The sequence below is a fragment of the Kutzneria sp. NPDC051319 genome (genome assembly GCF_040682195.1).
GTDB lineage: Bacteria > Actinomycetota > Actinomycetes > Mycobacteriales > Pseudonocardiaceae > Kutzneria.
The window spans coordinates 240846-253223 of sequence record NZ_JBFBAM010000002.1 but is presented as its reverse complement, the minus strand read 5'-3'; the positions used below and the strand labels follow the sequence as shown (position 1 = coordinate 253223).

Here is a 12378-nt window from a genome sequence, read left to right as displayed (position 1 = left end):
CGTCAGCGCAGGAGCGCGACGCGTGCCCGGCATGGCTGAGTGCGCCCTCAGGATGTCCGGCGCACGCTTGTGCGATGGACCGGGCGGCGGTGCACCAGGAACTGGAAGGGGCACGCGTCAGCTTCCACGACCTGTTGGACGGCGCGTCCGACCTCGAGCTGCGCCGTCGTTCGGCGGGCACCCGGTGGTTGAACAAGCTGCCGTTCAACGTGGCGAACTTCGCGGGGTCGTGGCTGGCGGGGACGGTGCTGCCGCGTCGCGTGCTCGAATGGCGCACAGCCGAACAGTCGGAGGCTGTAGATCCTTCGCTCACCGAGCCGGTGAACGGCGTTCGATCATCACGGTGTCGCGCCACACGCCGTCGAGCTGGGCGATGCGTTCCCGGATGCCGACCGTGCGGTAGCCGGCCATGTGGTGCAGGGCAATGCTCGGCCGGTTCTCGGTGAAGATCGCGGTCTGCAAGGTCCACAGCCCGGCGGCGTCGGCCGCGGTGACCTGCTTACGCAGCAGGGCTTTGCCCACACCGCGACCACGGTGCGCGGCGCCGACGTAGACCGAGGTCTCGGCGACGCCCTGGTAGCAGTCGCGGGTGGACACGGGGCTGGCGGCGGTCCAGCCGACGACTTCCCCGTCGATCTCGGCGACCCACCGGTGCTCCGGCAGCCACTTGGCGTCGAGGGAAGAGCGACTGGGCACCTCGGTCTCGAAAGTCGCCATACGGGTGGCGATGCCTTCGCCGTAGATGCGTCGGACGGCCGACCAGTCCTCGGCGACCAGCGCGCGCACGGTCACGTCGGCGGGCACGTCATCGGGGCAGCAGGGGCGAAACGCCAACATGCCCATGACGGCGTCGGCGGCGTGCGGCAGGCCGACGCAGCACGACTCGTTGACAGTGACGACGGAGGCGGTGCCTTCCTTGCGGACACGCACGAAGCCCACTTCGGCGAGCTTGCGTAGATGGTGCGAGGTGGTGGACTGGCTGATGCCGAGGATCTCGGTCAACGCGCCCACGGTGATGCCGTTCGGGCTCGTGGCGACGGCGTGCAGCAGGCGCACCCGCACGGGCTCGCCCAGACAGGCGAACCAGTCCGCGTAGGTGCCGGCCTCAGCGGGCGACAGGACCTGGGCCTGGGGCGGCGCGATCGACATGACGACGAGTATATCGATCCAAATCGATGGTTGCATCCATCGATCCGGGTCGATACTCTCGGGCCCAGTCAATCGACTTTGATCGATGGAGGACACGATGGACGAGTGGCCCGTTGTAGTGGTCGGCGCCGGCCCGGTGGGGTTGGCCGCAGCGGCCGAGCTGGTCGAACGCGGGCTGCGGCCACTGGTCGTCGAGCGTGGACAGCGTGCGGGTGCGGCCGTCTCGCAGTGGCATCACGTTCGGCTGTTCTCCCGCTGGGCCGAGCTGATCGCGCCGGCCGCGGAGCGACTGCTGGACGGACGTGGATGGCAGCGTCCCGACAACGACGGCTACCCGACCGGCGCGGAGTGGGCCGAGCTCTACCTCGCACCGCTCGCGACGGCTCTGGGCGAGCACGTGCTGCTGGACGCTGAGGTCGTGGGCGTCGCACGCCGGGGGCGCGATCGGGTGGTCGACGCCGGGCGTGACAGCGAGCCGCTGACCGTGCACATCCGCCACGCGGACGGCCGCGAGGAACTCGTCACGGCACGGGCGGTGATCGACGCATCAGGCACCTGGACGTCGCCGAACCCGTTGGGCGGCGATGGCCTGCCCGCATTGGGCGAGCAGGCGGCCGCGGATCGAATCGCGCACCGCGTCCCGAACCTCGATGACGAACTCGTGGCCGCACGGTACGCGGGCAAGCACGTCGTTGTGGCCGGTAGCGGCCATTCGGCCCTGACCGCGCTGGTCGCGCTCGATGCCCTCGCGCAGCGCATCCCGTCGACCAGGATCACGTGGGTGCTGCGGCGAGGCACTGTGGGGACGGTCTTCGGTGGCGGTGACGCCGACCAGCTGCCGGCCCGCGGCGCACTGGGGCTGAAGGCGAAGGCGTCCGTCGGCGCGGGCCGTATTTCGGTCGTGACCGGATTCCGCGCCGAGGCCGTCGAAAGCGATGGTCACGGCAGGCTGACGCTCGTCTCCGGAGCAGGTCAGCGTGTGGAAGCCGTCGACGAGGTGGTGGTGCTGACCGGGTTCCGCCCGGACCTGTCCTGGCTTTCGGAGGTCAGGCTGGACCTCGACGCCACACTGCAGGCCCCCGTCGCATTGGCGCCCCTGATCGATCCCAATGTGCACTCCTGCGGAAGCGTGTATCCGCACGGCGTCAAGGAGCTCGCGCATCCGGAGCCCGATGTGTTCCTGGCCGGCATGAAGAGCTACGGCCGCGCGCCGACGTTCCTGGCGATGACCGGATACGAGCAGGTGCGATCGATCGTGGCTGCCATCGCCGGTGATCGCGCGGCCGCCGAGCGGGTCGAGCTCACGCTGCCCGAGACCGGGGTCTGTGGCGGGTCGGGCGTTTTCGACGCGCAGACCGAAGACGAGGCCGGAAGCTGCTGTGGAGCACCGGCGGGCGTCCAGGAGCTGTCGTTGACCGCGCCGACCGCTCACTGAGCGAGCGTGCCGGGCAACGACGTCGAGTCGGCCTCACGTGGTGATCTGCGACGGGTGCTGACGGTGTTGTGCGCAACGGAGATCACCAGCTGGGGTGTTCTCTTCTACGCCTTCCCCGTGCTCTCCGCGCAGATCACCACGACCACCGGTTGGTCGACCACCGTGGTCACGGCGGCGTTGTCGGTCAGCCAGCTGGTGGCGGCGATCGCCGGCATCCCGGTTGGCCGCCGGCTCGACCGACACGGTCCCCGCGCGGTGATGACGGCGGGTTCGACACTGGGCGTCCTGGCGATCGTCGCGATCGCCTCAGCGACCGACCTCGCATGGTTCTTCGCCGCTTGGATACTGGCCGGCGCCGCCATGGGGGCCGTGCTCTATCCACCGGCGTTCGCCGCCCTGACCCGTTGGCACGGCCGGGACCGTGTCAGGGCGCTGACGATGCTCACCCTGGCCGGAGGCCTGGCCAGCACCGTGTTCGCGCCTCTGACGGCCTGGTTGTCCACGTTGTTGAGCTGGCGCGAGACGTATCTCGTACTCGCGGGACTTCTGGCCGTGGTGACGATCCCGGCGCACTGGTTCGGACTGACGCCGCCCTGGCCACCCCATCCGAGCCCGACGCCGGGGCAAGTCCATGCCGATCCCGGCCGCGTCGCCCGAAGCCGCGGATTCCTCGTGCTGGCGGCGTCATTGAGCGTCGCCGCCTTCGCCACTTTCGCGGTCGTCATCAACCTCGTGCCGCTGTTGGACGAACGGGGGGTCGACGCTGGGACGGCGGCGGTCGCGCTCGGGTTGGGTGGGGCGGGGCAGGTCGCCGGTCGCCTCGGATACGTCGCGTTGGCCCGTCGCACGAGCGTGCGGACCCGAACCCTGCTGATCCTGCTCGCCATGGGCATCACCACGGCGATGCTGAGCGTGCTGATCAACGTGACCGCGCTGATTTGCGCCGCGGTCCTGGCCGGCGCCGCCCGAGGAGTGTTCACGCTGCTCCAGGCGACCGCCGTGACCGACCGCTGGGGGACGACGTACTACGGCCACCTCACCGGTCTGCTGTCTGCACCACTGACGGTCGCGATGGCCATGGCCCCGTTCATCGGCGCCTTGCTGGCGAAGTTGCTCGGTGGCTACGCCACGGCGTTCTTGCTGCTGGGCGCGGTTGCCGCCGCTGCGGCGGTGTTGTCCGTCGGCGCGACACCACGCGGCCGTCGATGATCAGGCGCACTGATGAGCCCATCGGCCCCTGGCCGACTGGATCGAAGAATGTCGATAATGTCGCCATGCCAGTGCAGCCAACGGACGCCGTGCCATCAACTTCCCGCGTATCGGTCACCGAGAGCGCGCTGTCCGTGGCGCAGGCGGAGGACCTCGCCCGGGTGCTCCGGGCGATCGCGGATCCGGTTCGGTTGCGGCTGCTGAACCTGATCGCCACCTTCCCCGGCGGCCAGGCCTGCGTGTACGACCTGTGCGCCGCGTTCGAGCTGACCGGCCCGACAATTTCCCACCATCTCAAGGTGCTGCGGGCCGCCGGCGTGATCGGACGCACCCGTCACGGGACGAAGATGTGCCATTGGGTCGTCCCCTCGGCGCTGGCCCGACTGTCGGCCGCCCTCGCCCCGTGCCCGGTGGCAGCCGCGTGACGAACACCGTGCCGGTCGTGGTTGTGGGAGGTGGGCAAGCCGGGCTCGCCGCGGGCTACTACCTCCGTCGGGCGGGCGTGGAGTTCGTCATCCTGGACGATCAGTCCGAGGCCGGCGGGGCATGGCAGCACGGGTGGGCGTCGTTGCGGCTGTTCTCGGCCGCCCGGTACAGCTCGCTGCCGGGCTGGCCGATGCCGCCTCAACCCGGTGAACCCTTTCCGACCGCGGACCACGTGGTGTCCTACCTGCGTGCCTACGAGCAGCGGTACGAGCTGCCCATCCGCCGGCCAATTCACGTCGAGGCCGTCCGGGCCGCGGCCGACCGGATCCGGGTCGAAACCGATCACGGCGTGTGGTCGGCGGCGACGGTGATCAGCGCGACCGGCACCTGGTGGCGTCCCTACGTGCCGCATTGCCCGGGACAGGCGGACTTCGCCGGACGCCAGCTGCACACCGTGTCCTACCGCAAGCCCGACGAGTTCGCCGGACAGCGCGTGGTCGTGGTCGGCGGCGGCAACTCCGCCGCGCAGATCCTGGCGGAGGTCTCGACGGTCGCCGACGTCATCTGGGCCACCGAACGCCCACCTCGGTTCCTGCCCGACGACGTCGACGGCCGGGTGCTGTTCGACGTCGCCACCCAGCAGCTGCTGGCCAGCCGTGCGGGCCAACAGGCGGCGGGCGTGGCCGGTCTGGGCGACATCGTCGTGGTGCCTTCGGTTCTCGCGGCGAGGGAGCGCGGTGTCCTGGTGGCAGAGCCGATGTTCGAGAGGATCACCGAGCACGGCATCGTATGGGCCGACGGCCGGACGAGACCGGCGGACACGATCATCTGGTGCACCGGCTTCCGGCCGGCCCTGTCCCATCTGGCGCCGCTGGGCCTGAGCCGCGTCGACGGGCACATCGCGACCCGGAACACGCAGGCCGCCGACGACGCCCGCATCCACCTCCTCGGCTACGGCAACTGGACCGGTACGGCCTCGGCCACCCTCGTCGGCGCCGGACGGACAGCCAAGCAGCTCGTCGCCGAACTCACGGGTCGACCGCGGCGGTCGGGCACTGCTACCTTCTGAATCGGCATTTCTCGATCCAGGGAGCGGGTATGGACGTGACGGGCACCGACCGGCGCACGAGCGGCAGCCCAGCCGTGATGGCGCGGCTGTCGCTTCTCGATCGCTTCCTGCCAGCCTGGATCGGCCTGGCCATCGTGTTGGGGCTGACGCTGGGCCGCCTCGTGCCGCAGCTGAACACCGCCGTGCAAGCGGTGCAGGTGGGATCGGTGTCGCTGCCGATCGCGGCCGGGCTGCTGCTGATGATGTACCCGGTGCTGGCCAAGGTGCGTTACGACCGGCTGGACAGCGTCACCGGGGACAAACGGCTGCTCGTCTCGTCGATCCTGCTGAACTGGGTCCTCGGCCCGGCGGTCATGTTCGCCCTCGCCTGGCTGCTGCTCCCCGATCTGCCCGAGTACCGCACGGGCCTGATCATCGTCGGCCTCGCCCGATGCATCGCGATGGTGTTGATCTGGAACGACCTCGCCTGCGGGGACCGAGAGGCGGCCGCGGTCCTGGTCGCGCTCAACTCGGTGTTCCAGATCGTCGCGTTCGCCGGTCTCGGTTACTTCTATCTGCAGGTCCTGCCCGGCTGGCTGCACCTGCCGCAGCAGGCCTTGCAAGTCTCCGTATGGGACATCGCGCGGTCGGTGCTGATCTTTCTCGGCATTCCCCTGGTCGCCGGGTTCCTGACCCGCACGCTCGGCGAGCGGCTGCGCGGTCGGATCTGGTACGAGCAGCGCCTGCTGCCCAAGCTCGGCCCGTTCGCGCTCTACGGCCTGCTGTTCACGATCGTGGTGTTGTTCGCACTGCAAGGGGACGCGATCATGTCGCGACCGCTCGACGTCGTCAGGATCGCGCTACCGCTGTTGGTCTACTTCGGACTGATGTGGAGCCTGTCGTTGCTGTTCGGCAAGCGCGTCGGCCTGGGCTATGAACGCTCGGCGACGTTGGCGTTCACGGCGGCCGGCAACAACTTCGAGCTCGCGATCGCCGTGGCGATCGGTGTCTTCGGCGCTACCTCCGGACAGGCGCTCGCCGGTGTGGTCGGTCCTTTGATCGAGGTTCCCGTGCTGGTCGCGCTGGTGTACGTCGCGTTGTGGGCGCGCCGATTCTTCCGGGCGAGCAACGACTGAGGCCTAGTGGCAGCGGCTCGGATCGGTGGCCGGCCGACTGGCCAGAAACCCGCCCGGGGCAAGGAATGTGCTCAGGGCATGCCACGCGTCCGGGCACACGCGGTACCAACTCCACGTGCCTCGGCGCTCGCGAGCCAAGACCCCGGCCTTGACCAGCACGTTGAGGTGGTGACTGAGGCTTCCCTGTGGCATGTCGAACTCGGAAGCCAAGCCACAGAAGCATTCCTCGCCGTTCTCTGCGGTGCGCACCAGCCGAACGAGCCGGACGCGGACCGGATCGGCGAGTGCCTTGAACAACTGCGCCGCCCGCTCGTCGGAACCGGTCGACACGGGGTCATGGGCCGCAACCGGCGCCACCTCGGTCCGTGCGCGACTGGCCATGGAACCCCCGATCCTCGGCTGGACAGGCAGGTTGGCCAGTCTACCCGTTGAATTGACAAACACCGATCGACGTGATGAGCTGGATCGAGAAAAATCGATCCAAGGTTCTCGACGGCCGAGGAGGCCCGGTGTCCGGCACACCAGAGGTGCTGTTCGTCTGCGTCCACAACGCGGGTCGCTCGCAGATGGCCGCCGCGCTCCTGCGGCACTACGCGCTGGGGCGCGTCACCGTGCGGTCGGCCGGGTCCGAGCCGGCTGAGAAGGTCAATCCGGCGGCCGCCGCCGCGATGGCGGAATGGCACCTGGACATCACCGCCGAGGTGCCGTCCAAGCTGTCGTCCGACGACGTCGAGGGCTCCGACGTCGTGATCACCATGGGCTGCGGGGACACCTGCCCGGTCTTCCCCGGCAAACGCTACCTCGACTGGAAGTTGGACGATCCCGCCGGGCTCGGCGTCGAGGCGGTCCGGCCGATCCGGGACGAGATCGACCGCCGGGTGCGCGGGCTGCTGGCCGAGTTGCTCGACGGATAGGGCTACGCGATCGGGCTGCCGACCAACACCGCGGCCAATCCGAAGGCCGCGCCCATCACCGTCAACTCCCATCCTGCCCAACGAAGAACGGCTGCCCGGCTCGCCGCCTGGACAGTCGGCAGCAGTCGGAACCGGATGTGCGCTCCGAGCAGCCCGATCGCGACCACACCGATCCCCTTGCCGAGCAGGATGTGGCCGTAGCCGGTCGTGAACGGCGCCGAGTACCAGTGCAGGCCGGGCTCCGAGATCAGGATGATGACTCCGGCCAGCACCCCGGTGACCGCCGTGGTGAACACACACGCGGTGGCCAGCCGGGAGAATCTCGGCAGGGCCTCGGCCAGCAGCGAACGGCGGGTGCCCAGGACGGCGATCACAGCGATCAGGCCACCCGCCCATGACGTCGCCGCCAACACGTGCAGTTCGATCGTGACGGTGCTCAGCGCGCCGAGAACACCGGCCTCGTCGCCGATGTGTCCGCTCGGGGGCAGCGGCAGCAGGGTGGCGATCGCGATGACAATGGGCAGACCAGGCCGGACGGCCAGCGGCCGCCGAACGGAGACGGCGTTGACCGCGAGCCCGATCAGCGCACAGATCACCACAACCAGCAGAGCCAGCCCGGACCGCACGGACGTCGCGTACTCGACCACGGCGCCGAGGGTGAGGTGACGACCGACGTTCGCATCGGCGACCTGGAGCACCAGGGTGGCAACAGCGGCCAAGGCCCAGGCGGCCGAGCTCATCGCCGCGACGCCGCGGCCGATTGCCAACTCGGTCGACGCCTCGGCGCGCCCGCTTCCGGCCAGGACCGGAGTGAGCGTCGCCCCGACGGCGAGCAGCGCCGCTAGGTCCAACACCAGGCGAGCCAAGGGAAGCGCGGTGGTGACGAACGTGGACGGCTCGGCCAACCCCGGCACAACGACCATGGCCGTTGCGGTGAGCACGAGGCCTACTGTGACGCCGACGATCCCGCCCGCGGTCACCAAAGCCACCAGTCCTCCGAGGGACCGGGACGTCGCCGAGCGGGCGAGGTCGGCAATCGTCATTGCGCCGCGGCCTTCGAGGTTTCCTGGTCGTCGAGGAAGCCCGCGGCTGGGCGGCTCCGGCGACGCCGACTCAGCGCGCCCACACCGAATCCCAGCGCAAGCGCTGCGATGAGCAAAGCAGTGCCGCCCAGCCACCGCGCGCCGTCGTCCTGGCTGGCCATCACCATCGGGGTGGCAGCGGTGGTGGTCGGCGCGGAGGCGTCGTCGTTGGCCGCGGCCAGGGTCAGATGCGGCGCCGGGTGCTCCGGCTCCTGTGCGCCCGCGGCCGCAGGCTGATCGCTCCAGTTGACGACCTTGCCGCTGTCATAGGTCTGCGTCGCGGGCATGACTAGTTCGTCCACTGTCGACGGCAGGCCCTCGACGGCGACGCTGAACTGTTGGAACTGTTCCGGCGCGATGCCCGCACCGTTCTGCGCGGTCCAGGTGACCGAGCTGACAACCTGCGTGACGGTGAGGTCCCCGACCGTCAACGGCTTGTCGAGCTTGGCGGTGGCGACGTCGGCGGACCAGCCCGCGACGGCCTGGGTGTCGGCGCTCAGCACCGGCGCCGAGGTCGGGAAGGTGACGGTGAACTTCGTCGTCCTGGCGGTGTCGTCCTCGTCCGGGACGCGGAAGGTGATCACGGCGTCGCCACCCTTGACGACCTTGTCCTGGCTGACCGCGGTGACGTGCGCCGACGCGGCACCGGCCGCGGCGACCAGGAGGCACAGCACCGCGATCGTCACGCCGCCCGCACGCAGCAACGTCATCGTCTCTCCCCTTCCAACCGGTGAACGTGAAAGTCCACGAGATAGTCCACTGTGTACGGACGGCGGTCGATCTCCCGAGCCGTGGTGTACATGTCCAGCGCCAGGCGCGGGCCGCGCTCCGGCCGGCCGTCGGCCCCCGGGGCGTACGAGAGCAGGAAGGACGGATCCGTGATCGCGGTGAACGCGGTGATCCGGTCGGCCTGGTCGGATCCCGAGCCGGCATCGACCAGGTGGGACGGCACGGGCACGAATCCGAGCCTGCTCTTGAAGCTGAACAGGCCGGGCTTGACCAGGTGGCCGTAGAGGTTCGGGTCGCTGCCGAGGCTGACCATGGTGTAGCCCTCCTCGCGCGCGACCCGCACGATCTCGAGGTAGATCACTCTGGTGAGACTGGCCTGCCGCTGATCCGGCACCACCGCCGAGAACCGCGCCCTGACCTCGTCACGCTGCCGGGAACGCTGGTTGATGCTGGCGCCGACCAGCGCATCGCCGTCCCATACGCAGACCGCGAAGTAGCTGTCCCGCTCGGCCAGGATCCGGTCCCGGTGCTCGGTGGCCACGGACCAGCCGTGCACCATACGAGCCACCTGGGCCTCGTACAGCGGCAGGAACATCGCCAGCAACGTCTCGTCGACCCCGCGGATCGTGGTGGTCAGGCCGTCCGCCTTGGCGCGGCGACGTGCGATCCGGATGTTCTGCTTGTCCTTGCGGGCCAGACCGGCGAGGAAGTCCTCCTCGCACGCCGCGGTCGCCGCCCGCCATGTCAGCACCTGAGGCTTGGGCAGGAACCCGATCTCGGCGAGTTCGGCCCAGCGTTCAGGGGGCGGGTCCTGGACCCGGACGACGTCGACGCCGCGGCTGTGCGCCAGCCATTCGCCGTTGAGTGCCTCGTCCACGTCGACCACCGCAACCGGCAGGCCCAAGGCCACCGTTCTCATCGCGTGCCGTCACCCCACCGCGGTCATCTCGCGGGCGTCGACCGCGGTCGTCGTCACGGTCTCGGCTCCGGTGTTCCGGTCCGCGCGGAACCCGCGCAGGCGCAGGCTGTTGGTCAACACGAAGATGCTGGACAGCGCCATGGCCGCGCCGGCGATCATCGGATTGAGCACACCGGAGGCGGCAAGCGGGATGCCGGCCACGTTGTAGGCGAAGGCCCAGAACAGGTTGCCCCGGATCGTGCCGAGGGTCCGCCTGGACAACCGGACCGCGTCGGCGACGTCGAGCAAGTCGCCTCGCACCAACGTGATGTCGCTGGCCTCGATCGCGGCATCGGTGCCGGTTCCCATGGCGATTCCCAGGTCCGCCCGCGCGAGGGCGGCCGCGTCGTTCACGCCGTCGCCGACCATGGCGACCGTGCGGCCTTCCTGTTGAAGCCGGCTGATGACGGCCACCTTGTCGGCCGGCAGGACCTCCGCCGCGACATCCTCGATGCCCACCTGCGCGGCGATGGTCTGAGCGGCGCGGGCGTTGTCACCGGTCAACAACACCGGGCGCAGCCCCAGCCTGCGCAGCTTGGCCACTGCCTCGGCACTGGTGGGCTTGATCGTGTCGGCCACGGTGAGTACGCCGCGAACCTGGCCGTCCCACCCGATCGACACCGGCGTGTGGCCACGGCGCTCCGCGTCGGCCAGTGGCTGCGCCAACTCGTCCGGAGTGGTCATCTGCTCGGCCAGCCAGCTGGATCGGCCGACGAGCACCGTTCGGCCCGCCACCTCGCCGCGCACGCCGAGGCCGGCCGAACCCTCGAACGCGGCGACCGGTTCGAGCGAGCCGAACTTGTTCCGCGCGGCGTTGGCAATGGCGGCCGCGATCGGGTGCTCGGAGGCGTTCTCCAACGCACCCGCGAGCCGCAGGACCTCGTCGGTGTCGATGCCGGGCGCGCCGATGGCCTCGACCAGGGTCATCCGGCCGGTGGTGACGGTGCCGGTCTTGTCCAGGACGACGGTGTCGATCTTCTTGGTCGACTCGAGAATTTCGGGGCCTCGGATCAGGATGCCCAGCTGCGCGCCGCGACCGGTGCCGACCAGGAGCGCGGTGGGCGTCGCGAGCCCGAGCGAACACGGGCAGGCGACGACGAGCACGGCGACACCCGCGGTGAGCGCGGCAGCGAGATCCGCGCCATTGCCGAGCCAGAAACCGAAGGCCGCCGCCGCGAGCGCGAGCACGACCGGCACGAACACGGCGGCCACACGGTCGGCGAGCCGCTGCACGGGGGCCTTCCCCGCTTGGGCCTCGGTCACGAGGCGGGAGATCTGTGCGAGCTGGGTGTCGGCCCCGACCCGCAGCGCCCGCACGATGAGCCGGCCGTTGGCGTTCACCGTCGCGCCGATGACCGGGTCCCCGACCGAGACCTCGACCGGCACGCTCTCTCCGGTGAGCATCGAGGCGTCGACCGCCGAGCTGCCCTCGATCACGACACCGTCCGTGGCGATCTTCTCGCCGGGACGCACGATGAACTGATCCCCCACCCGGAGCTGGCCGATCGGCAAGGTGGTCTCTTTGCCGGACCGCAGCACGGTGACGTCCTTGGCGCCGAGTTCGAGCAGGGCGCGCAGCGCGGTGCCGGCCCGGCGCTTGGCGCGGTGCTCGGCGTAGCGGCCGGCGAGGATGAACACGGTCAGGCTGGTGGCGACCTCGAGGTAGATGTGGTGCAGGCCCTGGCCGGTCACGGGACGCATCAGGAACGGCATCGTCATACCCGGGATGCCGGCGAAGCCGAAGAACAGCGTGTACACCGACCAGCCGAAGGCGGCGATGACGCCGACGGAGATCAAGGTGTCCATGGTGCCGGTCGCGTGGCGCAGGTTCTTCCACGCGGCGACGTGGAACGGCCACGCGCCCCAGGTCGCCACCGGTGCGGCCAGCGTCAGGGAGAGCCACTGCCAGTTGGTGAACTGCAGCGGGGTGATCATGGCCATCCCGACGACGGGCACCGTGAGCAACAGGCACACGAGGACCCGGCGGCGCAGCGCGTCCAGGTGACCGTCCGGCTGCTCGCCGGCCGTCGCCGCCTCGGCTGCCGGTGTCTCGGGTTCCGGCAGGGACGCGGTGTAGCCGGCGGCCTCGACGGTGGCGATCAGGTCGTCCACCGTCACGCCGACGTCGAAGGTCACCCGCGCCTGCTCCATCGCGAAGTTGACCTCGGCCCGGACGCCGTCCATGCGGTTGAGCTTGCGTTCGACGCGGGCCGAGCACGACCCGCAGGTCATGCCGCCGATGTCCAAGGTGACCACTGCCTGGGGCATCGCTGCCGCCGCCGGTCCCGACAT

At 70.0% G+C, this 12378-nt stretch carries 12 protein-coding genes; 6 read left to right on the top strand and 6 right to left on the bottom strand.

What is annotated here, in order from left to right; translation table 11 throughout:
- Positions 1-309: 309 nt before the first annotated feature.
- The gene (locus AB0M73_RS03210; protein WP_363886168.1) at positions 310-1149 is read right to left on the bottom strand and encodes a metalloregulator ArsR/SmtB family transcription factor; all 840 of its coding nucleotides are present in this window, start codon (positions 1147-1149) and stop codon (positions 310-312) included.
- Positions 1150-1246: 97 nt separating this feature from the next.
- Here AB0M73_RS03210 and AB0M73_RS03205 point away from each other — a divergent pair, with 97 nt between their 5' ends.
- From AB0M73_RS03205 to arsB, 5 genes are all read left to right on the top strand, one after another.
- Positions 1247-2584, top strand: a complete 1338-nt coding sequence (locus AB0M73_RS03205; RefSeq protein ID WP_363886304.1) for an FAD-dependent oxidoreductase — start codon at positions 1247-1249, stop codon at positions 2582-2584.
- 6 nt (positions 2585-2590) lie between these two features.
- The gene (locus tag AB0M73_RS03200; RefSeq protein ID WP_363886166.1) at positions 2591-3793 is read left to right on the top strand and encodes an MFS transporter; all 1203 of its coding nucleotides are present in this window, start codon (positions 2591-2593) and stop codon (positions 3791-3793) included.
- A 65-nt stretch (positions 3794-3858) separates the two neighbouring features.
- Entirely contained in the window at positions 3859-4218 is a 360-nt protein-coding gene (locus AB0M73_RS03195; protein WP_363886164.1) for a metalloregulator ArsR/SmtB family transcription factor, read from the top strand.
- Positions 4215-5288, top strand: a complete 1074-nt coding sequence (locus AB0M73_RS03190; RefSeq protein ID WP_363886163.1) for an ArsO family NAD(P)H-dependent flavin-containing monooxygenase — start codon at positions 4215-4217, stop codon at positions 5286-5288. Before AB0M73_RS03195 ends, AB0M73_RS03190 begins: the two co-directional genes overlap by 4 nt.
- A 29-nt stretch (positions 5289-5317) precedes the next feature.
- Positions 5318-6403 carry an ACR3 family arsenite efflux transporter gene (gene arsB, locus AB0M73_RS03185; protein WP_363886161.1) on the top strand — a complete coding sequence of 362 codons (1086 nt, stop codon included), beginning with the start codon at positions 5318-5320 and terminating at the stop codon, positions 6401-6403.
- Positions 6404-6406: 3 nt separating this feature from the next.
- Here the strand turns inward: arsB and AB0M73_RS03180 are convergent, their stop codons facing one another.
- Entirely contained in the window at positions 6407-6784 is a 378-nt protein-coding gene (locus tag AB0M73_RS03180; protein ID WP_363886158.1) for a metalloregulator ArsR/SmtB family transcription factor, read from the bottom strand.
- 128 nt (positions 6785-6912) lie between these two features.
- Between AB0M73_RS03180 and AB0M73_RS03175 the strand changes: the two genes are divergently transcribed.
- Positions 6913-7317, top strand: coding sequence for an arsenate reductase ArsC (locus tag AB0M73_RS03175; RefSeq protein ID WP_363886157.1), 405 nt, complete (start codon positions 6913-6915; stop codon positions 7315-7317).
- Positions 7318-7319: 2 nt separating this feature from the next.
- Here the strand turns inward: AB0M73_RS03175 and AB0M73_RS03170 are convergent, their stop codons facing one another.
- The 4 genes from AB0M73_RS03170 to AB0M73_RS03155 are packed head-to-tail and all read right to left on the bottom strand — an operon-like array spanning position 7320 to position 12354.
- On the bottom strand, positions 7320-8306 hold the full coding sequence (locus AB0M73_RS03170) for a CopD family protein (RefSeq protein ID WP_363886155.1): 987 nt from the start codon (positions 8304-8306) through the stop codon (positions 7320-7322).
- A 50-nt stretch (positions 8307-8356) separates the two neighbouring features.
- Entirely contained in the window at positions 8357-9109 is a 753-nt protein-coding gene (locus tag AB0M73_RS03165) for a YcnI family protein (protein ID WP_363886153.1), read from the bottom strand.
- Positions 9106-10047: a GNAT family N-acetyltransferase gene (locus tag AB0M73_RS03160; RefSeq protein WP_363886150.1), complete on the bottom strand. Its 942-nt coding sequence runs from the start codon at positions 10045-10047 to the stop codon at positions 9106-9108. The genes AB0M73_RS03165 and AB0M73_RS03160 overlap by 4 nt, the downstream gene beginning before the upstream one ends.
- A gap of 9 nt (positions 10048-10056) precedes the next feature.
- On the bottom strand, positions 10057-12354 hold the full coding sequence (locus tag AB0M73_RS03155) for a heavy metal translocating P-type ATPase (RefSeq protein ID WP_363886147.1): 2298 nt from the start codon (positions 12352-12354) through the stop codon (positions 10057-10059).
- Positions 12355-12378: the final 24 nt, after the last annotated feature.